The sequence below is a fragment of the Streptomyces olindensis genome, assembly GCF_040645895.1.
Taxonomy (GTDB): Bacteria; Actinomycetota; Actinomycetes; order Streptomycetales; family Streptomycetaceae; genus Streptomyces; species Streptomyces olindensis.
The window spans coordinates 139737-159168 of the sequence record NZ_JBEYZD010000007.1; the positions used below are offsets into that span (position 1 = coordinate 139737).

18 protein-coding genes are annotated in these 19432 nt (G+C 71.4%); 6 read left to right on the forward strand and 12 right to left on the reverse strand.

All coding sequences use genetic code 11. The features are described from left to right. Window positions 1-25: 25 nt before the first annotated feature. Together ABZ948_RS06365 and ABZ948_RS06370 are read right to left on the reverse strand one after the other, a co-directional pair. On the reverse strand, window positions 26-847 hold the full coding sequence (locus ABZ948_RS06365; RefSeq protein ID WP_359757770.1) for a carbohydrate ABC transporter permease: 822 nt from the start codon (window positions 845-847) through the stop codon (window positions 26-28). After that, window positions 844-1794, reverse strand: coding sequence for a carbohydrate ABC transporter permease (locus ABZ948_RS06370; RefSeq protein WP_359757772.1), 951 nt, complete (start codon window positions 1792-1794; stop codon window positions 844-846). Before ABZ948_RS06370 ends, ABZ948_RS06365 begins: the two co-directional genes overlap by 4 nt. Window positions 1795-2040: 246 nt before the next feature. Here ABZ948_RS06370 and ABZ948_RS06375 point away from each other — a divergent pair, with 246 nt between their 5' ends. Continuing rightward, a complete protein-coding gene (locus ABZ948_RS06375; protein WP_359757774.1) occupies window positions 2041-3078 on the forward strand; it encodes a LacI family DNA-binding transcriptional regulator in 1038 nt (345 codons plus the stop codon). 6 nt (window positions 3079-3084) lie between these two features. On the opposite strand, the gene ABZ948_RS06380 is transcribed toward ABZ948_RS06375, so the two are convergent. Beyond that, window positions 3085-3978, reverse strand: coding sequence for a helix-turn-helix domain-containing protein (locus tag ABZ948_RS06380; RefSeq protein ID WP_359757776.1), 894 nt, complete (start codon window positions 3976-3978; stop codon window positions 3085-3087). A gap of 105 nt (window positions 3979-4083) precedes the next feature. Between ABZ948_RS06380 and ABZ948_RS06385 the strand changes: the two genes are divergently transcribed. Genes ABZ948_RS06385 through ABZ948_RS06395 form a run of 3 tightly spaced genes read left to right on the forward strand, consistent with a single transcriptional unit; the run spans window position 4084 to window position 6463 of the window. Beyond that, window positions 4084-4674: a non-oxidative hydroxyarylic acid decarboxylases subunit B gene (locus tag ABZ948_RS06385; RefSeq protein WP_359757778.1), complete on the forward strand. Its 591-nt coding sequence runs from the start codon at window positions 4084-4086 to the stop codon at window positions 4672-4674. Window positions 4675-4722: 48 nt separating this feature from the next. Continuing rightward, a complete protein-coding gene (locus ABZ948_RS06390; protein ID WP_359757780.1) occupies window positions 4723-6153 on the forward strand; it encodes a non-oxidative hydroxyarylic acid decarboxylases subunit C in 1431 nt (476 codons plus the stop codon). Between the two features lie 58 nt (window positions 6154-6211). Further along, window positions 6212-6463 (forward strand): non-oxidative hydroxyarylic acid decarboxylases subunit D, encoded by a 252-nt coding sequence (locus tag ABZ948_RS06395; RefSeq protein ID WP_359757782.1) that lies wholly within the window; start codon window positions 6212-6214, stop codon window positions 6461-6463. A gap of 25 nt (window positions 6464-6488) precedes the next feature. Here ABZ948_RS06395 and ABZ948_RS06400 read toward each other — a convergent pair whose 3' ends face one another. The 7 genes from ABZ948_RS06400 to ABZ948_RS06430 form a co-directional block, all read right to left on the reverse strand. After that, entirely contained in the window at window positions 6489-7190 is a 702-nt protein-coding gene (locus tag ABZ948_RS06400) for a hypothetical protein (protein ID WP_359757784.1), read from the reverse strand. Further along, window positions 7190-7507 carry a PadR family transcriptional regulator gene (locus tag ABZ948_RS06405; protein ID WP_359757786.1) on the reverse strand — a complete coding sequence of 106 codons (318 nt, stop codon included), beginning with the start codon at window positions 7505-7507 and terminating at the stop codon, window positions 7190-7192. The genes ABZ948_RS06400 and ABZ948_RS06405 overlap by 1 nt, the downstream gene beginning before the upstream one ends. A gap of 154 nt (window positions 7508-7661) precedes the next feature. After that, entirely contained in the window at window positions 7662-9404 is a 1743-nt protein-coding gene (locus ABZ948_RS06410) for an amylo-alpha-1,6-glucosidase (RefSeq protein WP_359757788.1), read from the reverse strand. A gap of 60 nt (window positions 9405-9464) precedes the next feature. Next, window positions 9465-10292 (reverse strand): carbohydrate ABC transporter permease, encoded by an 828-nt coding sequence (locus ABZ948_RS06415; RefSeq protein ID WP_359757790.1) that lies wholly within the window; start codon window positions 10290-10292, stop codon window positions 9465-9467. After that, window positions 10289-11263, reverse strand: a complete 975-nt coding sequence (locus ABZ948_RS06420; RefSeq protein WP_359757792.1) for a carbohydrate ABC transporter permease — start codon at window positions 11261-11263, stop codon at window positions 10289-10291. The genes ABZ948_RS06415 and ABZ948_RS06420 overlap by 4 nt, the downstream gene beginning before the upstream one ends. 20 nt (window positions 11264-11283) lie before the next feature. Continuing rightward, entirely contained in the window at window positions 11284-12528 is a 1245-nt protein-coding gene (locus ABZ948_RS06425) for a sugar ABC transporter substrate-binding protein (protein WP_359757794.1), read from the reverse strand. A gap of 105 nt (window positions 12529-12633) precedes the next feature. Beyond that, window positions 12634-13680 (reverse strand): LacI family DNA-binding transcriptional regulator, encoded by a 1047-nt coding sequence (locus ABZ948_RS06430; protein ID WP_359757795.1) that lies wholly within the window; start codon window positions 13678-13680, stop codon window positions 12634-12636. A 354-nt stretch (window positions 13681-14034) separates the two neighbouring features. On the opposite strand from ABZ948_RS06430, the gene ABZ948_RS06435 reads away from it, so the two are divergent. After that, on the forward strand, window positions 14035-16677 hold the full coding sequence (locus tag ABZ948_RS06435; protein ID WP_359757832.1) for a cellulosome protein: 2643 nt from the start codon (window positions 14035-14037) through the stop codon (window positions 16675-16677). A gap of 122 nt (window positions 16678-16799) precedes the next feature. On the opposite strand, the gene ABZ948_RS06440 is transcribed toward ABZ948_RS06435, so the two are convergent. Further along, the gene (locus ABZ948_RS06440; protein WP_359757797.1) at window positions 16800-17144 is read right to left on the reverse strand and encodes an ArsR/SmtB family transcription factor; all 345 of its coding nucleotides are present in this window, start codon (window positions 17142-17144) and stop codon (window positions 16800-16802) included. Between the two features lie 134 nt (window positions 17145-17278). On the opposite strand from ABZ948_RS06440, the gene ABZ948_RS06445 reads away from it, so the two are divergent. Further along, window positions 17279-18256: a quinone oxidoreductase family protein gene (locus ABZ948_RS06445; RefSeq protein WP_359757833.1), complete on the forward strand. Its 978-nt coding sequence runs from the start codon at window positions 17279-17281 to the stop codon at window positions 18254-18256. A 74-nt stretch (window positions 18257-18330) separates the two neighbouring features. Here ABZ948_RS06445 and ABZ948_RS06450 read toward each other — a convergent pair whose 3' ends face one another. Next, complete coding sequence (locus ABZ948_RS06450) at window positions 18331-19404, reverse strand: threonine aldolase family protein (RefSeq protein ID WP_359757799.1); 1074 nt, start codon at window positions 19402-19404, stop codon at window positions 18331-18333. Window positions 19405-19432 lie beyond the last annotated feature (28 nt).

A 19432-nucleotide genomic window follows, 5' to 3' on the forward strand; every position in this document is an offset into this window, starting at 1 on the left:
CCCTTACGGAGAAGAAAGGCGGGGATCATCCCCGCAGCCCTCCGGCGAAGCCGTTGATGATGCTGCGTTGCAGGAGGAAGTAGACGAGCAGGACGGGCAGGATGCTGATCACCAGGGCGGCGAAGATGAGGTTCCAGTCGGTGACGTACTGGCCGACGAAGCCCGCGATCGCGACCGGCATGGTCTGCTGGGCGCTGCCGCTCAGATACAGCAGCGGGGTGAAGAAGTCGTTCCACACGGCGACCGTGTTGAGCACCAGAGCCGTGACGGTGATGGGTTTGAGCATCGGCAGCACCACGTACCGGAAGGCCTGCAGCGGTGTGCAGCCGTCGATCAGGGCCGCGTCGTCGAAGTCCCGGGGCAGAGCGCGCAGGAAGCCGACGTAGAGGAAGACGGTGAACGGCACCTGCAGCCCGGAGTAGAACAGCACCAGCGCCCAGGGGGTGCCGAGCAGGCCGAGGTCGCGCATGGTCTGGTAGAGCGGCAGGGACGCGAGCTGGAAGGGCAGCACCAGTCCGAGGAGGACGAGCAGGTAGGTGCCCCGTGACCAGCGGGCCGTGACACGGGCCAGCGGATAGGCCGCCAGGGAGGAGACGGCCAGCACGATCGCGACGCTGCACACCGTCACCAGCAGGCTGTTGGCCAGTGCCCCGCCGAGCGCGCCCTGCTGCCAGGCCTGGGTGAAGTTGTCCAGGGTCGGCGAGCCGGTCGGACTGAGGGGCGAGGAGGTGTCCGAGGTCGGCCGCACGGCCAGGTTGACCAGGACGTACAGCGGGAACGCCACGAACAGGGCGGCGGCGATCATCGCCAGTTCCAGGGCGAGCGTGCGGGGACGGTAACGGTTCATGACGCGGCCTTCTCGTTGCGGGAGAGCAGCAGGTACTGCCCCGTGGAAGCGACCGCCACGATGATCGTCAGCACCACCGCCAGAGCGATGCTGTAGCCGAACTCGCCAAGGGTGAAAGCGTCCTTGTAGATCAGCGTGGAGATCGTGTCGGTCGCGTGGCCGGGGCCGCCGCCGGTCAGCGCGTACACCTGGTCGAAGAGTTTGATCCCGCCGATGATCGACAGCATCAGGTTGATGGTGAACGCCGGGGCGAGCAGCGGCCGGGTCACCGACCAGAAGCGCCGCACGGGACCGGCGCCATCGAGCGAGGCCGCCTCGTGGACCTCCTTGGGCACCGACTGCAGGCCGGCCAGGAAGATCACCATCGAGTAGCCCGCGTACTGCCACACGATCACCGCGACCACCGCCCAGAGCGCGAGGCGTGGACTGCCCAGCCAGTCCTGCTGCCATCCGTCGAGGCCCGCGGCGCCGAGCAGGCTGTTGACCGCTCCGTCCGGCCCCAGGAGGTTGCGCCACAGGTAGGCGGTCACGATCGGGGTGACCACGGCCGGGGCGAACAGGAACACCCTGAGCAGGTTCCGGGACTTGATGGCCGAGTTGACGCCCAGCGCCAGCAGCAGCCCCACCCCGTTCTGTACGACCGTGATCGCCACCGCGATCAGCAGGGTGTGCCAGACGGCCTGTCGCGCGTCGGCGTCGCCGAGCATGTCGGCGAAGTTGCCGAGGCCCACGAAGGCGTAGTGGGGATCGAGTCCGTCCCAGTCGGTGAACGCGTAGTACACACCGCGGGCGCTCGGCACGAGGACGACGAACGCGAACAGCAGGAGCGCCGGCGCCGCGAACCACCAGGGCGGGGTGGTGCGCGCGTCGCGGCGGGCGGTCGTGATCCGGCGGGGGTCCGGGGGACGGTCACGATCCGGCAGTTGCTGGTTCGGGGCGAGGGTCACGGGCGGGCCTGCTTCCTTGAAACGTTTCAGCACCTGACGCGGGCAAGCTGATGGGTAACGTTTCCCATGGGGTGGGCCAGACCCTAGAGAGCCCTCCACGGGGCGTCAAGATGTCGCGCACGCTGCACTGTCGTTACGCGCTGTGGCCGCCTCGCCCGGAGAAGCAAGGGGGGAGCCCCCTTACCCGGTCCGGGCTAGATCCGTACACTTCTCGCCAACGTTGCCCACGGCACCGGAGGAAGCCGCATGGAGCCGCCCGCAGCACCCCGTCGCGTCACCATCGTCGACGTGGCCCGGCACGCCAACGTGTCGACCACCGCCGTCTCCAAGGTGCTGCGCAACGCCTACGGGGCGAGCCCCGAGATGCGGGCCAAGGTACGGCGGGCGATCGACGAGCTGGGCTACCGTCCGCTGGCGGCCGCCCGGGGGCTGCGCGGCCGGACGTACACGATCGGCGTGATGCTGCCCGATATCCGCAACCCGTTCTTCCCCGAGATCCTCGACGGCGTCACCGGCCGCCTGGAGGGCACCGACTACCAGGTCCTGCTGGGCCCCGGCGGCAACGGCGAGAAGGAGGAGGCCCGCGTCACCGACGCCATGATCGACCGCGGCATGGACGGCCTCGTCCTCGTCGCCCCCGTGTCACCGCGCGACCGCCTCGAACACGTCGCCTCCGCCGTACCCACCGTCGTCGTCGGCCGCCACGGGCACTCCCCCGTGTACGACACCGTCGCCGACGACGACCGGGCGGGCGCGGCCCTGGTGGTCCGTCACCTCGCGGAGCTCGGCCACCGCCGGATCGCGCACATCGAGCACCACGAGACCGACCCGACGCGCACCACCGAGATGCCGAACGCCCAGCGCGCCGACGGCTACCGGCAGGCGATGCGGGACCTCGGCCTGGAGGGGGAGATCGACGTCGTCTCCACCAGCTACACACAGCAGGGCGGTTACGAGGGCGCGAAACAGCTGCTCGCGCGCCCCCAGCGGCCCACGGCCGTCTTCGCGGGCGCGGACATCGTCGCCATGGGCGTCCTGGAGGCGGTCGCCGAGGCCGGCCTCTCGGTGCCCGGCGACCTCTCGGTGGCGGGCTACGACAACACGACCTTCGCCGCGCTCGGCCCGATCTCCCTGACGAGCGTCGACCAGGCGGGCCGCGAGATCGGCCGGAACGCCGCCCGGCTCCTCCTTGAGCGCATCGCGGACCGCGGCAGACACTCGGTCCAGGTCAGGCTCTCCCCCACGCTGGTCGCGCGCCGCACCACGGACCGGCCGCCCGCCTAACGGCGTTCAGTCGCCGTCCGGGCGGAGTGTTCCCGCCCGGAACTCCCCGGGCGTCGTGCCCGTGCGCAGCCGGAAGAACTTGGTGAAGTCGCTGGGATCCGCGAACCCCAGCTCCGCGCCCACGTCCTTCGCCGCGCGCTCGGTGTGCAGCAGCAGGCGCTTCGCCTCCAGCAGGACGCGTTCGTCGATGTACTTCTTCGCGCTCATGCCGGTGACCGCCAGGCTCGCCCGCGACAGGGTGCGGGGGCTGTAGCCCAGCGCGGCGGCGTAGTCCTCCACCCGCCGCGTCACCCGGTGGTCGCGTTCCACCGCGTCGAACAGGCGCCGGAACACCTCCGCCGCGGGACCCGGCGCGGCGGAGGTGCCCGTCGTCCTGGCCAGGCGCAGGACCAGTACGGACACCAGGTGCCGGAGCACCTCGACGTGCGAGGCGAGCGGCAGCGACGTCAGTGCGGCGAACTCGAACGCCAGGTGTTCCAGGCCCAGGCGCAGCGCCCGCGCGTCCTGCCCCGAGGGCAGCACCGGCGCCTGCCGGTACGGCGGGTCCACACCGGCGGCGGCGAGGGTCGCGGGCGGCAGGAACCCCGGCTGGAACACCACGATCGTCCCCTCGGCGTCCGGCAGGCCGTGCCCGAACCGCTGGACCTGCCCGGGGCGGATCCACAGCCAGGCACCGGGCGGCAGCTCGTGCTCGACGAAGTCCACCGTCAGGTGCAGGGGCCGCTCGCGGACGGCGATCAGCTGGTGGAAGGCCGGGCGCAGGGCGGCGTAGGGGTCGTTGCCGTGGCGCCGGGCCCGGTCGAAGAGCCCGCCCAGGGGCACCACCTCGACACCCGCCGGCGCGCCGACGGCAGCCGTGTACGGCAGGTCCCTGATGGCAGGCTGTCCGTTTTTCCCCATCGTGAGTCCCGAGCGTACCCAGACCCTGGCCGAGGCACCACCTAGGTTCGAATTGCTGCGCCGGGCACCGAAAGGCGCAGCTCACACCGGATGAGGAGGACGACCGTGCGGCTCATCGTGGGCATGACCGGGGCCACCGGCGCGATTTTCGGGGTGCGGCTCCTTCAGGCCCTGCGCGGGCTGGATGACGTGGAGACCCATCTGGTCCTGTCCCGGTGGGCGCGCAGCACCCTCGAACTGGAGACGGGCCTGTCGGTCGCGGACGTCGGCGCGCTGGCCGATGTCACGCACAAGCCCGACGACCAGGGCGCCACCATCTCCTCGGGCTCGTTCCGCACGGACGGCATGGTGATCGCGCCCTGCTCCATGAAGACACTCGCGGGAATCCGCGCCGGATACGCCGAGGGGCTGGTGGCCCGCGCCGCCGACGTGGTGATCAAGGAGCGTCGCAGGCTGGTCCTCGTGCCGCGGGAGACGCCGCTGAGCGAGATCCACCTGGAGAACATGCTCGCCCTGACCCGTATGGGCGTGCGGATGGTGCCGCCCGTGCCCGCCTTCTACAACCACCCGGCCTCGGTCGACGACATCGTCGACCACATCACCGCCCGTGTCCTCGACCAGTTCGACCTGCCCGCGCCCGCCGCGCGGCGCTGGGAGGGGATGCGCACGGCCCGCGCCGGCCGGCCCGCCGCCTGACCCGCCGCCGGCAGGCGGCCCCCGCCTCGCTGCCGAAGGACCTTCGCCATGGCATACGACGACCTGCGCAGCTTCCTCGCCGCTCTCGACCGGGAGGGGCAACTGCTGCGCGTCACCGACGAGGTGCTCCCCGAGCCCGATCTGGCCGCCGCCGCGAACGCCGCCGGCCGGATCGGCGAGGGCGCGCCCGCCCTGTACTTCGACAACGTCAAGGGCTTCACCGACGCCCGCATCGCGCTGAACGTGCACGGTTCCTGGGCCAATCACGCCCTCGCCCTGGGGCTGCCCAAGGACACCCCGGTCAAGGAGCAGGTGGAGGTCTTCGCCTCGCGCTGGGACGCCTTCCCCGTCGCGCCCGTGCGCCGGGAGGACGCCCCCTGGCGGGAGAACGCCCAGGAGGGCGGGGACGTCGACCTGTTCTCCGTGCTGCCGCTGTTCCGGCTCAACGACGGCGACGGCGGCTTCTACCTGGACAAGGCCGCCGTCGTCTCCCGCGATCCCGAGGCACCGGGCGACTTCGGCAGGCAGAACGTGGGCACGTACCGCATCCAGGTCATCGGCCGCGACCGGCTCGCGTTCCAGCCGGTCCCGGTGCACGACGTCGCGCTGCACCTGCGCAAGGCCGAGGAGAGGGGCGAGGACCTGCCCGTCGCCATCACCCTGGGCAACGACCCGGTGACGGCGATCGTGTCGGGGATGCCCATGGCGTACGACCAGAGCGAGTACGAGATGGCCGGAGCCCTGCGCGGGGCGCCCGCTCCCCTCGCGACCGCGCCGCTGACCGGCTTCGACGTGCCGTGGGGCAGCGAGGTCGTCATCGAGGGGGTGATCGAGTCGCGGAGGCGGCAGATCGAGGGGCCCTTCGGCGAGTTCACCGGGCACTACTCCGGGGGCCGGCGGATGCCGGTCATCCGGGTCGACCGCGTCTCGTACCGCACCGACCCGGTGTTCGAGTCGCTGTACCTGGGCAAGCCGTGGACCGAGGTCGACTATCTGGTGGGTCCCAACACCTGTGTGCCGCTGCTGAAGCAGTTGCGCGCGGAGTTCCCCGAAGTGCGGGCCGTGAACGCGATGTACACGCACGGGATGCTGGTGGTCGTCTCCACGGCCAAGCGGTTCGGCGGCTTCGCCAAGGCCGTCGGGATGCGCGCCATGACCACGCGGCACGGTCTGGGTTACGTCAGCCAGGTGATCGTCGTCGACGAGGACGTCGATCCCTTCGACCTGCCGCAGGTGATGTGGGCGATGTCCGCGAAGGTCGACCCCCGGGAGGACGTGGTCGTCGTCCCCAACCTCTCCGTCGTCGAACTCGCCCCCGCGGCCCGGCCCCCGGGCATCACCAGCAAGATGATCATCGACGCGACGACTCCGGTCGCCCCCGATGCGCGGGGCAACTTCTCGACGCCCGTGCGGGACCTGCCGGAGACCCGGGAGTGGACGGCCAGGCTCCGGCAGCTGCGCGCCGCCTCCGCCCGGTGACCGGCCGCCGCCTCAGCCCGGTGACCGGCCCGCCCCGCCGACCCCTCAAGGAGCTCTCATGACCCCCGACGCCGTATGCCCTCGCTGTGCCTTCGACGCCGTGCGGACGCTCGCCGCCTCACCCGTGGCGGACGTGTGGCTGGTCCGCCAGTGCGAGCGTTGCCTGTACACCTGGCGCACCACCGAGCCCGCCCGCCGCACCACGCGCGAGGCCTACCCGGAGGAGTTCAGGATGACCGCGGCGGACATCGACAACGCGATCGAAGTACCCGCTGTCCCGCCGCTGAGCGCGCCGGGCGACCGCAGCTGATCCTCCCCGGCCCCACTCCCTCCTCTCACCACTCCCCGTCGCCGTCGTCGCGCCCCGCGGACAGGACCGCCCGGCGCGTGGACCAGGCGTGGACCGCGATCCGGAGGGCGTGCATGAGGTGGCGGCGGCGCGGCTCGGCCGCGAGGTCCCAGAGCTCGCCGCGCCACTCCTCGGCGTACCGTGCCCGGTCCGCGGCGGGCAGGACGCGCGCCGCCGAGCCGATGAGCCAGTGCGCCGCCGGGCTGACCCGGCGTCGAGCGGTGAGGGGGGCGGCGGCCTCTCCCGGGCTGTGCAGGGCGGTGGCGAACCGGTCCAGGAGCGTCGTGGCCTCGCCGCAGGCCTGGGCGACGCGCCGGGCCTGAGCACCCCCGCGGGGGTCGACGCGGTCGAGTTGCAGCGCGAGTTCGGCGGCGGCCGTGGAGGCGTAGGCGAGCCCCTTGACCAGGTAGGCGGTGCGCGCCGCGACGACCCGGGGCCTGTCGACCACGGACGGGAGCCGGACGGCGGCGATATGGAGCTGGCCGACGGCCTCGGCCAGGTCGAGCGCCAGGTCGATGTCGCTGCTGATGACCCTGAAGCGCCGAAGGGCGAGGCCGTGCGCCAGGTCCTTGGCACGGATGTCGGCACGGGCGAGCGTGCGGACGAGGTCGCCGGCCAGGCTGACGGCCTGACTGTAAGGGGACTCGGCGGCGAGGCTCGGGCCGCCGGGAAGGGGCTCCGCACTCATCAGCCGGCGCCTCCGGCCAGACCGGGACGGAGTACGCCGAGCGCGTTCCGGTCGGCCGTGGCGCGGGCCAGTGCGGCCCTGGCCGACACACAGCCGTCCGGGCTGAGCCGGTAGTAGCGCCGCCGGGGGCGGCCCTGCTCGTGCGGGTCCGCCTCCTCCCAGCGGGACACCAGCCAGCCGACGGACTCCAGGCGGGCCAGGATCGGGTGGATCGTGCCGCTGGCCAGCTGGGCTCTGGCGCAGACCTCCAGCCCGTACAGCTCTTCGGCGGGCTGCTCCAGGAACGCGCGCAGCACCAACTGGGTCGGCAGCGTCATCCGTGGACTCGACGGCTCGTGAGGCATGCTCCAACTCTACTTAGGGCTAGGTAGAGTTGGAGCATGCTGTGACGGCCGACGGTAATGCGATATCCGTTCGATCGCCGGTGGGCCGACCGCACGCCCCTGGCTGCCGCGCGGATCGGGGCGGGCGTCAAGCGGTCGTGGTGCGCCGGAGTTCGTGGGCCTCGGCGAGGAGCAGGTAACCGGCCGCGGTCCAGGTGTAGGCACGGTCGCGCAGGCCCGTCCCGGTGAGGGCGTCGAAGTTCTCCGCGAAGCCGTGGGTCTCGCACAGGGCGCGGAAGCGGGCGCTGATGTCGTCGGCGAGGCGGTGGTGGCCGGCGCGGCGCAGCCCGTCCTCGACGAGGACGGTGGCGGGTGCCCAGATCGGGCCGCGCCAGTAGCCGTCGGAGAGGTAGTGCGGGGAGTCGGGCCGTTCGGTGGCCAGTCCGTACGCCGTCAGGTGGGTCTCGATGCGGGCGGCCAGGGCCGTGCCGATGCTCTCGGGCAGGTGCTCGCCCAGGACCATCGGCATCAGGTCCAGCAGACTGGAGCTGCCCCATGTCCGCCCGCCGGCGACCCCCCGGGCCACGAACCGCTCCCCCGTCCACAGTTCGTCGAACATCGCCGCCTGGGTCTCCTCGGCGGTACGGGTCCAGCGGCGAGCCTCGTCGGGAAGGCCCAGCTCGGCGGCCAGAGCGGCGAGTTCGCGGAGCTGGAGGACGAGGAAGGCGGCCAGGTCGGCGGTGACGACGACGCGCTCGGGGTCGAAGGTGGTGGCGTTGTCCCAGCCGCTGTCGTTGCCGTGCTGGTAGTGCGGCAGGGCGTCACCCGGTGCGCGGCGGGCGGTGAGCCAGAAGTCCGTCCACCGCGCCAACCTGCCGTACATATCGGCGAGTTCGGTCCGGCCGAGGGGTTCGGGAAGCCGTCGGCGCAGGCGGGAGAGGGTCCAGCCGTGGATGGGGGGTTTGACGAAGTTGTAGAGGACCTCGGAGTGGGTCACCGAGTCGGGCAGGGCGCCGGTCTCGTCCTGGTGGTCGAACGGCAGGGAGAACTGGTCCCGGGCCAGCGCGGGTGCCCCGGGCGCGAGGGCGAGGGCGTTGAAGCAGTGGTCCCAGCTCCAGACCTTGTCCATCCAGTGCTTGGACATCAGCACCGCCGGGCGGGTGACGAGGGAGGCCGGTCGGACGGTCGCCGACCACAGGACGTACGCGGCGAGTTCGGCGGCCGGGGTGTCCGGCGTGCGCCAGGGGGCGACCGCGTCGGCGAAGGCGGCGAACGCGGCCTGCGCGGCCGCCACGATGTCGTCGAACGTGCGCGAGGAACGGTGGGGGGCGCGTGCGCTGTCCAGTTCCTCGACGGCCGCCTCCCAGGTCCCGCCGGCCTCGGCGGTGAGGGTGACGCCGCGTTCGCCGGCGCCGAGGGCCTGGGTGCCGGACTCCTCGGTCACGGAGCCCGACAGCACGGTGATCCGGTAGCGGCGGCCGGTCTCGTACGAGGTGAACACGTGTGCCCCGGCCACCGGGTCACGGTAGAAGTAGGTGCCCGTGAAGGGGGTCAGGGTGTCCGCCGCCGCGGTGATGCGCAGGGCCAGTCCTTCGCCGCGCAGGCGGACGGTGTCCGGTGCGGCGTAGGCGAGGCCGATGCGCCCTCCCGCGCCGGTCCAGGTGAGCAGGCCGGGTGTCGCCTCGGCGTGGGTCGCGGCCCGGTCGCGCGTCGTCGCGTCGAGGGGCGTGAAGCGCAGGACCGCGTGCATGCCGTTCTGGTGCGAGACGAGGTGGAGGTCCTCGGAGCGGGTCTTCTCCGCGAGCACGGGAGAGATACCGAACCAGGAGCCGTGCGTGCTGAACGGGATGTCGTGGAGGGAGAAGGCCGGGCCGGATCGGGCGGCGGTCATCAGGCGTGACTCATTTCTTCTGCGGTGGTCTGCTGCTCCGGTGAGCGCTGACCCGGGTCTTCAGTCCTTGACGGCGCCGGCCGTCACGCCGGCGGCGACATAGCGCTGGGCGAGGACGAGGATGACCGTGGCGGGCAGGGAGGCCACGACGGCGGTGGCCATGATGGCGTTCCACTCCTGGTTGTTGTTGCCGATGTAGTGGTAGATGCCGAGGGTGATCGGCTCGTGGGCGCCGCCGCCCGCGAGGGTGCTGGCGAAGACGAAGTCGGACCAGGACCACAGGAACGCGAACAGGGACACCGTGACGACGGCGTTGCGGCTCATCGGCAGCACCACGGACCGGAAAGTGCGCAGGGGCCCGGCCCCGTCCATCTGCGCGGCCTGGAGCAGTTCACCGGGGACGCCGGACATGAACGCGGTGAAGATCAGCACCGCGAAGGGTACGGCCAGGGTGGAGTCGGCGACGATCAGGCCCGGCACGGACTGGAGCAGTCCGAGCTGGAGGTAGATGGCGTAGAAGCCCATCGCCATGATGATGCCGGGGATCATCTGGGCGACCAGGAGCAGGAAGCCGATCACTCCCCCGCCGCGCGGCCGGAGTCTCGCCAGCGCGTATCCGGCGGGCGCGGACAGCACCACGGTCACGGCGACCGTGCCGAGGCCGATGACCAGGCTCGTGCCGAGGTAGGGCAACTGCTGGTCGAGGACGGCGCGGTAGCCGTCCAGTGTGGCGTGGACGGGGAACAGGTCGGGCGGGCTCTTGCGCATGTCCTGGTCGCGGGTGAAGGACACGTTGAGCATCCAGTAGACCGGGAAGAGCATGACGGCGGTCAGCGCCAGTCCGAGGACGGTCTTCCAGCCGGTGCGGCTGCGGGGCGGGGAGTTCATGCCGGTGCCTGCTTTCGCTGGACCCTCAGGTACACCAGGCCGAACACGAGGGCGGCGACGACGAGCAGGTTGCCGACGGCCGCGCCGGGCCCGAAGGCGGGGAGCAGGTTGCCGAAGCCGAGGCGGTAGGACCAGGTGGCGAAGGTGGTGGACGAGTCCGCCGGGCCGCCCTTGGTCATGATCCAGATGATGTCGAAGACCTTGAGCGTGTACACCAGGCCCAGCAGGAGGGTGATGGCGGAGACCGGGCGCAGCAGCGGGAAGGTGATGCTCCAGAACCGCCGCCAGGCGCCCGCGCCGTCGAGAGAGGCCGCCTCGTACAGGCTCGCCGGGATGGACTGCAGGCCGCTGTGGAGCAGGACCAGGTTGAACGGCACGCCGATCCAGATGTTGGCGATGATCACCGACGCCAGCGACCAGTCCGGCGACGTCAGCCAGTTCACCGGACCGATGCCGACGGCGCCGAGCAGGGTGTTGACGATGCCCGAGTCGCTGTTCAGCATCCACGACCAGGTCGAGGCCGACACGATCAGCGGCAGCAGCCACGGCACCAGGAACAGGGCCCTCAGGGTGGCGGAGAGCCGGAAGTGCTGGTTGAAGAAGACCGCGAGGGCCAGGCCGATGGCGTACTGGAAGACCAGGCACACGACGGTGAACACCACCGTGTGGGTGAGTGCCGGGCCGAACACCGGGTCGTCGAAGACCTTCCGGTAGTTCTCCAGCCCGGTGAACGGCGCGTTGCCCTGGACGAAGGAGCGGACGGTGTAGTCGCGCAGGCTCAGGTCGACGTTGCGGTAGAGCGGATAGGCGTAGAAGAGGGCGAGGTAGAGGGTCACCGGGGCGAGGAAGGCCCAGGCGGCGAGCTGCTGGGAGGTGGGGCGGCGGCGCCGTGCGCGGGGCGGTGCGGCGGGGGCCGCACCGCCGCGGCCGGGCACGGTCCGGCCGTGCGGCACTTGTGTCGTGTGACTCATCGAAGGGCCCTTCAGTACCGTCACTTGACGGCGGACTGGGCCTTGGCCAGCGCGTCCTCGGGCGACTCGGCACCGCTGAGGGCGGACTGCACCGCCTTCCACAGCTGTTCGGAGATCTTCGGATACGTGGTGCCGAGGTTGTCGCTGGTGCGGCCCTTGGCCGCCTTGACCGCCGCGACCCAGGGCTTCAGCTCGGCGTTCGCGGCCACCTGCTTGTCCTGGACCTCGGCGGTGGGGGCCACGTAGGACAGGGTGGTGTCCGTGGCGTACAGGTTCTCGGTGCTGGTCAGGCAGGACACCAGCTTGCGCGTGGTGGCGTAGCGTCCGGTGTCGCCCTGGGCGGGGACCGTGACGAACTCGCCGCCGGTCGGGGCCGCGGCGTTGCCACCGCCCGAGGCCGGGATGGGCAGGACGCCGTAGTCGAAGCCGGCCTTCTGGGCGTTCGCGAGCTGCCAGGTGCCGTTCTCGGCGAAGGCGTACTCGCCGCTTGCGAACTCCTGCCAGCTGGTGGTCTGCGTGTTGTTGATGACCGAGTTGGGGGCGTAGCCCTTCTTCAGCCAGTCGTGCCACAGGGACAGGGCCGAGACGCCCTGCGCGGAGTCGAGTGCGGTCAGCTTCGCGCCCGAACCCCAGAACCACGGCAGGAACTGGAAGCTGCCCTCCTCCGTTCCGATCGCGGAGAAGGTGATGCCCTTCTTGCCGGCCTTCTTCACCTTCTCCAGCGCGGCCGTCAGCGACGCCCAGTCCTTGATGGAGGCGACGTCGACACCGGCCTTCTTCAGAACGTCCTTGTTGTAGTAGAGGGCGAGGGTGTTGGCGCCGATGGGCGTGCCGTAGGTCTTGCCGTCCGCCTGGCCGGCCGCCAGCAGATTGGGGTCCGCCTTCGAGGTGTCGACCTTGTTCTCGTCGGTGGTGGTGAGCACGCCCGCCTCGGCGAGCGTCGACACCACCGGGTTGTCGAGGATGAGGACGTCCGGCGCGTTGTCCTGCTGCGCCGCCAGCAGCGCCTTGTTCGTCAGGTCGCTGGTGTCGAAGGCCGTCCGCTTGATCTCGACCCCGGCCTTGCCGCCGCAGTCGTCCAGCAGCTTCGCCCAGTCCGAGTCCTTGGCGAACTGCGGGTACGGGTCCCAGATGGTGTAGGTGCCGCTGTCCTCGGCCGTCGCGGTGGTGGTGCCGTCCCCGGAGGAGCACGCGGTGGCGCCGGCCGTCAGGGCGAGGACGGTCAGGGCGGTGGCGGTGAGACGGCGTCTGGCGGGTCTGGTCATGGGTGTTCCTTCGGGTAGAGCGACCTCGTTGTGGACGTGGGCATGCCAAGCAGGCCCGTCCCCGGAGCGAGGTCCGGGGCGAGGGTGCCCGCGGGCGGCGGCCGGTCAGGCGGTCGGGTCGGAAGCGGGGCTCGGGGGCGCGACCGGGCCGGCGGGTCCGGTGCTGGCGCGCAGTGAGATCGGCGGGGCGAGCAGGTGGTGGCGCGGCGGCACGTCGGGGTGGTCGAGCCGCTCGACGAGCAGTTCCACGGCCAGGCGGCCCATCTGCGCCGCGGGTACGTCGGCCGCCGTGAGCTGCGGGGTCACCGTCTCGGCCCAGCGCGAGGCGACGACGCCGGTGACGGAGAAGTCGCGCGGCACATGGCGGCCCGCGTGGGCGAGGCCCCGGTAGAGGCCTCCGAGCGCGGCCTCGTTCAGGGTGACGAGGGCCGTGGTGGCGGGGTCGTCGTGCAGGATCCGCTCCAGGCAGGCCTGGCCGGAGGGCGCGTCGTCCCCGCAGGTGTACGTGCGGACGGTGAGTCCGCGTTCCGCGGCGGCCTTGGTGAAGCCGTCGAGTCCCCGGTGGGCGGACTCGTACCCGGCGCGCAGCAGCCGCTCGGGCCGGTTGACGAACGCGATCCGGCGGTGGCCCAGGTCGGCGAGGTGGTGGACGCAGGCCGCTGCCAGTGCGGTGTGGTCGAGGCCGACCCACCAGTCACCCTCCGGCCGCGCCGTGCGGCCGATGCAGACGGCGGGGAAGTCCTCGGCCAGGAGGTGGTCGACGCGGTCGTCCTGGAGCCTGATCTCCATGAGGATGGCGCCGTCGACGCGCCGCTCGCCCAGCAGCCGCTGGAACGAGCGGTCACTGTCCACGCCGCTCGGCGAGAGCAGCACGTCGTAGTCGTAGGTGGTCGCGGCCTCCACCACGCTGCCGATGAAGTCCAGCTGCATCCCGGTGTAGTGGTCGCCGGCCGGCGGGAAGACCAGGCCGATGGTGTTGGTCCGGCCGTTGGCCAGCGCGCGTGCGCTCGCGTTGGGCCGGTAGCCCAGGTCGTCGATGACCCGCTGGATCTTCTCCCGGGTCTCGTCCGACACCGGACGCTTGCCGCTCAGCGCGTACGACACGGTGCTCCGCGAGACACCGGCCCGCCGGGCGATCTCACCGATGTTCACGGGGACTCCTTCAGGGGCTGGTCCGGCATCGTCGAACCGGTTCGCGTGAAGGGAAGGTAGGAGCTGACCGCGCGCCTGTCAATGCCCCGCGCACCCGTCCCGCGGCATCCTGCGAGAACACTGCGCACTCGGCACAGACTTCGCGTACGGAGTATTGCTGGCCCGTACCGCCGGTGCTAGCTTCCGTCGAACCGGTTCGACCCCTCAGGTCTCATCCCCCACGCCCCCATCACAGTCACGCCCGTCTCGGCCGCGCCCTGGCGGCGGTGCTCACCCGGGCCTCTCACGCACGACTCGGAGACTTCAGTGCGACGCAGAAGAAGAACCACAGGAGCAGGAGCCGCGGTGCTGGCCGTGGCGGTCCTCGCCACCATGCTGGCCACCACCTCTGCCGGCACGGCCGGCGCGGCGGAGCCGGAGCGGCTCGTCGTGGACCTCGGCACCGACACCGGTCCCTTCCACGGAGGGGCGTCGGGTTCGCTGTACGGCGTCTACGGCGACGGCGTGCCCACCCGCAACCTCCTGGAGGGCATGCACGTCCGTACGGTCTCGACGAAGGCACAGGACGGGCCCCAGCATCCCGGAGCGGACGCGCTGGAGATCCTGCCGCCGTTCGTGGACTCCGGTGGCAAGGACGTCTACATCTACATGACCGACATCTACCGCGGCTTCCCCTACCAGTGGCCGGGCGCGGACGGTCCGGCCCGGCTCGCCGACTTCAAGGAGAGGATCAGGAAGCAGGTCCGGCAGGTCCTGACCATGGGCGAGTACAAGGACAACGTCGTCTACGTGCCCTTCAACGAGCCCGAAGGGAACATGTTCGGCACCGGTGAGTGGAGCTACGACAGGGTCTCGTGGCTGAAGGACCCGCAGCGCTACTTCGCCGCGTGGAAGGACGTCTACCGGCTCATCAAGAGCCTCGACCCCGACGCCCGCATCGCCGGCCCCAACACCAGCGTCCTCTACGACCAGGTCAAGGGCTTCCTGCAGTACGCCAAGGCCAACGACGTGGTGCCGGACGTGATGACCTGGCACGAGCTGTCGTCGCCCGCGGCGGTCCGCACGAACGTGGCGAGGTACCGGCAGATGGAGAAGGACGTCGGCGTCGGTCCGCTGCCGGTCAACGTCAACGAGTACGGCCACAACTACCACCTGTCCGTGCCCGGCCAGGTGATCCAGTGGGTCTCCGCCATCGAGGAGTCCAAGATCGACGCCGATCTGGCGTACTGGAACATCGACGGCAACCTCAACGACTCGGCCGTGGAGGCCAACAAGGGCAACGGACAGTGGTGGCTGTTCAACGCCTACGGCCAGCTGACCGGCCACACCGTCGAGGTGACCGCGCCGCACCCCAACCAGCAGTACACCCTGCAGGGCGTGGCCACGCTCGACGAGGACAAGAAGCAGTCCCGGGCGATCTTCGGCGGCAAGAGCGGCGACGCGGACATCGTCTTCGAGAACATCGACCCCGCCCTGTTCGGCACGACCGTGCGCGCGATCGTGCAGGAGATCCCCTGGACCGGGCAGGTCGGCGACTCCGCCCAGCCGCTGCGGCTGTCCGACCGGGAGCTGACGGTCGGCGCCGACGGCTCGGTCACGCTCCCCATGGCCGGCATGAACGAGATGTCGGCCTACCAGGTCATCCTCTCCCCCGGCGGCAACGGCGGGACACCGGCCGAACCGTCCGTCGGCTGGCGCAGGACGTACGAGGCGGAGAACGCCACGTACACCGGCCGCGGCTACTCGAAGAACGGGCCCGAGGGTTCACCGAGGGACGTCGGCAAGTTCGCCACCTCCGGCGCCTACAACGTCGGCGGCCTGCGCACCGGCTCCGACGGTGTGCTGGCCTTCGACGTCGAGGTCCCGCAGGACGGCACCTACGACCTCAGCGTCTTCGCCAACTCCTACAACCTGTACGACCTGGTGAAGGAACAGGGACCCACCAACGTCTTCCTGCGCGTCGACGGCAAGGACCCGCAGGAACTGCGACTGCCCCTCGGCTACAAGTGGGTGGTCTGGGGCCACACCGACACCACGGTGCGGCTGACCGCCGGCAAGCACCGCATCACGCTCGCCGCACAGGACCCCGACCTCGGCGTCACCAAGGGCGACGCCATCGTCGACAAGATCGACCTGGCCCTGCGCGACGAGCACGTGACCGCGCCCGCGATCTACGAGGCCGAGTACGCGACCCTCTCCGGAGCGCGGCCCGACTACGCACGCCCCGGCGCCTCGGGGCCCGGAACGGTACCGCTGGCCAAGGGCGACTCGGCGACCTTCTGGGTGCACTCCCCCACCGACGGTGAATCGACCGTGTACGTCGACCACCTGGGCGGCGGCCGGGCGGTCCTCTCCCTCAACGGCGAGAAGCTCGACCTGCCCAAGGCGGGCGGCGCCCGGAAGGGCACGGACGCGTTCCGGCTGTTCCTGTCCGGCGGCATCAACAAGATCACCGTCACGGGCACGTCACGCGAGCTGCTCCTCGACCGCCTGCGCGTCACGCCGTCCGGCGGCGCCCTGGTGCCGAGGGTGTACCAGGCGGAGTCCGGCACGGTCAGTGGCGCCGCCAAGGTGACCGAGGCCTACGGCTTCGCCTCCGGCGGCAAGGCCGTCACCGGCATCGGCGACGGAAAGGCCAACGCCCTCACCCTCGACGTCGTCGCCGAGCACGCCGGCCGCCACGCGCTGACGATCCGTTACTCCAACGCCGAACAGGCCCCGGCCACCCACTACAACCCCGACCCGATCGCCCGCCACGCGGACCTCTCGGTCAACGGCGGACCGGCCCGGCGCATCCTGTTCCCGACGACCTTCCACTTCGACAACTTCTGGGACCTGACCGTCCCGGTCACCCTGAAGAAGGGCACCAACCGGCTCACGTTCACGGCGGAGGAACTGCCCGACTTCGACGGCGACACGTTCAACGAGTACGACCAGCGCTCGCCGTACGCACCGGTCATCGACCGGGTCGCGGTCACACCGCTCACGCGGAGGTGACCCGCGGCTGACCACCGCGCCGTGCCCTGACGGAGGCCGCGGTGCCGCACGGCGGAGTTCGTCGCCGTACGGCACCGCGGCGCACGAGGACTTCCGCACGAGGACTTCTGGTGGGGCGCGCCTCACGCCACGTCGTCGGCGCGCAGGACCAGGTCGAGCAACCCCGGGAAGCGCGCGTCGAACTCCTCGCGGCGCAGTCGGTTGACCCGCTTCGGCCCCTCGTCCCGCTGCTCGACCAGGCCGGCGCCCCGCAGGACGGAGAAGTGATGACTGAGCGCGGCCTTGCCGACCGGCACGTCGAAACTGCCGCAACTGCGCGTCCACACCGGGGAACCCGCCAGCTCGCGGACCAACTGGATGCGCACCGGATCGGCGAGCGCGGACAGCGCGGTGAGGACGGAGACGTCCTCGGGATCCGTGTGCACCGGTGCGGCGCGGTGACTGCCGCCCGTGGTCTGGTTCGCCATGCCCCTCTCCCTGCCCCGCGACCTCGTCGGCACCCCGTCGAGCGTCCGGGCCACTTGCCGAGTGTTCGATGAATATCTTACAGTCCGGGTGTTCGCTTTCCATTGAACACTCAGTCGAGGGGTGCGTTCCGATGATGCGTGCGGTGGAGTTCGAGGAGTACGGCGATCCCGAGGTGCTGAAGGTCGTCGAGGCCGAGGTCCCCGAGCCCGGCCCGGGCCGGGTGGCCGTCGACGTCGCCTACGCCGGCGTGAATTTCGCGGACCTCAAGGCCCGTGCCGAGGGCTACCGCGTGCCGTCGCTGCCCTACCGCCCGGGCCTGGAGGTCTCCGGCCGGGTCCGGACCGTGGGTGCCGGCGTCGAGGGGCTGCGCCCCGGGCAGGAGGTCGCCGCCCTCGTCGACAGCGGCGCCTACGCGGAGGTGGTCGTCGCCGACGCCGCCACCGTCTTCCCGCTCCCCGAGGGCCTGGACCTGCGGACGGCGGCCACCCTCCCCACCGTGGTACCGACGGCGCATGCCCTGCTGCACGAGGTGGGCCGGCTGAGCGCCGGGGAGAGCGTGCTGGTGCACGGCGCCGCCGGAGGCATCGGCACGGTGGCCGGGCAGTTGGCCCGGGCGGCGGGCGCCGGCGCGGTCTACGGCGTGGTCTCCTCCCCGGCGAAGGCCGGGCACGCCCTGGAGCACGGCTACGACGAGGTGTTCACCACCGGCACCTTCGCCGACGACGTCCGTCGCGCCACCGGCGGCAGGGGCGTCGACCTGGTCCTCGACCCGATCGGCGGCGAGACACTGCGCCAGGACCTCGACGTCCTGGCGGTGTTCGGACGCCTGGTGTCCTTCGGCAACGCGAGCGGCGCGGAGCCGTGGCGCGTCGGGCAGCCCGAGCTGTACCCGCAGGGCCGGTCCGTCGCGGGCTTCTCCATCCTGGCTCTCGCGCAGACCGCGCCGCAGGCGCTGCGCGCGCTGGCCGAGCGGGCGTTCCGCACGGTCACCGACGGCCTGGTGCGCCTTCCGATCACGGCGGAGTTCGCGCTGTCGGAGGCGGCCGAGGCCCATCGGCTGATGGGCGGGCGCACGTCGACGGGCAAGCTGCTGCTGCGGATCACCGACTGACGGGCTCCGAGGACCGGCCCGGGCGGCGCCGACGGGAGCATGCCCGCGGGTGAGGACGCAGCCCGGCCGTCAGATCAGGCCGCGTGGCGGGCGGCTGCCCGGACGAGGTGGTCGACGTCCTGCTCCGTGGTCGCGAAGGAGGTCACGAAGCGGACCACGCCGGGCTCCCAGCGGTCGTGGTAGAAGGCGAAGCCCTCCGCCAGGAGTCCCTCGGTGATCCGCTGAGGCAGACGGCAGAAGACGATGTTGGCGTCGGCGGCGCCGAGCATTTCCACCCCGGACACTGCCTTGAGGCCCTCCTGGAGGCGTGCGGCCATGGCGCCCGCGTGCGCCGCGTTGCGCAGCCACAGGCCGTCGCGGAGGTAGGCGTCCAGCTGGGCGGCCTGGAAGCGCATCTTGGAGGTGAGCTGGCCGGCCCGCTTGGCACGGAAGGCGAGTTCCGGCGTGAGCGAGCGGTCGAAGACGACGATCGCCTCGGCGGTCATCGTGCCGTTCTTGGTGGCACCGAAGGACAGCAGGTCGACCCCGGCCCGCCAGGTCAGCTCGGCCGGGGTGCAGCCGAGGGCGGTGACGGCACCGGCGAACCGCGCGCCGTCCATGTGCAGGCGCAGACCGGCTTCCCGGGCGATGGACCCGAGGGTGCGGATCTCGTCGAGGGTGTGGACGGCTCCGGTCTCGGTGGCCTGGGTGACGCTCACCACCGAGGGCTCCACGCTGTGCACGTCGCCGGCCTTGTGCCGGGCGGCGGTCCGCAGCTCGTCCGGGTCGATCTTGGCGTCGGCGCCGCCGAGCGGGACCAGCTTGGCGCCCGCCGTGTAGAACTCGGGCGCTCCGCACTCGTCGTTGTTGATGTGACTCTCGCGGTGGCACAGCACGCTGCCCCAGGGCGGGGTGAGCGCGGCCAGGCTCAGGGCGTTCGCGGCGGTTCCCGTGGAGACCAGCACGACGTCGACGTCACGCTCGAATATCTCGCCCAGTGCCCGCCGGACCGTGGCGGTGCCGTCGTCCGCCCCGTAGGGCAGGGCCGGGCCGGTGCTCACCGCGGCCATCGCCTCGACGATCTCCGGTGAGGTGCCGGCGGCGTTGTCGCTGCTGAAGATGCGGGCCGTGGGAGTGGTCGCGGTCTCGGTGGCGTGGGTGATGCTCATGGCGGAGGTCCTCGGGGTCGGTTTTCTC

Excerpts from the sequence above, each read along its gene's own strand:
- ABZ948_RS06365 (WP_359757770.1), bottom strand. The coding sequence starts at position 847 with ATGAACCGTTACCGTCCCCGCACGCTCGCCCTGGAACTGGCGATGATC.
- ABZ948_RS06375 (WP_359757774.1), top strand. The coding sequence starts at position 2,041 with ATGGAGCCGCCCGCAGCACCCCGTCGCGTCACCATCGTCGACGTGGCC.
- ABZ948_RS06380 (WP_359757776.1), bottom strand. The coding sequence starts at position 3,978 with ATGGGGAAAAACGGACAGCCTGCCATCAGGGACCTGCCGTACACGGCT.
- ABZ948_RS06390 (WP_359757780.1), top strand. The coding sequence starts at position 4,723 with ATGGCATACGACGACCTGCGCAGCTTCCTCGCCGCTCTCGACCGGGAG.
- ABZ948_RS06395 (WP_359757782.1), top strand. The coding sequence starts at position 6,212 with ATGACCCCCGACGCCGTATGCCCTCGCTGTGCCTTCGACGCCGTGCGG.
- ABZ948_RS06400 (WP_359757784.1), bottom strand. The coding sequence starts at position 7,190 with ATGAGTGCGGAGCCCCTTCCCGGCGGCCCGAGCCTCGCCGCCGAGTCC.
- ABZ948_RS06405 (WP_359757786.1), bottom strand. The coding sequence starts at position 7,507 with ATGACGCTGCCGACCCAGTTGGTGCTGCGCGCGTTCCTGGAGCAGCCC.
- ABZ948_RS06410 (WP_359757788.1), bottom strand. The coding sequence starts at position 9,404 with ATGACCGCCGCCCGATCCGGCCCGGCCTTCTCCCTCCACGACATCCCG.
- ABZ948_RS06415 (WP_359757790.1), bottom strand. The coding sequence starts at position 10,292 with ATGAACTCCCCGCCCCGCAGCCGCACCGGCTGGAAGACCGTCCTCGGA.
- ABZ948_RS06420 (WP_359757792.1), bottom strand. The coding sequence starts at position 11,263 with ATGAGTCACACGACACAAGTGCCGCACGGCCGGACCGTGCCCGGCCGC.
- ABZ948_RS06425 (WP_359757794.1), bottom strand. The coding sequence starts at position 12,528 with ATGACCAGACCCGCCAGACGCCGTCTCACCGCCACCGCCCTGACCGTC.
- ABZ948_RS06440 (WP_359757797.1), bottom strand. The coding sequence starts at position 17,144 with ATGGCGAACCAGACCACGGGCGGCAGTCACCGCGCCGCACCGGTGCAC.
- ABZ948_RS06445 (WP_359757833.1), top strand. The coding sequence starts at position 17,279 with ATGCGTGCGGTGGAGTTCGAGGAGTACGGCGATCCCGAGGTGCTGAAG.
- ABZ948_RS06450 (WP_359757799.1), bottom strand. The coding sequence starts at position 19,404 with ATGAGCATCACCCACGCCACCGAGACCGCGACCACTCCCACGGCCCGC.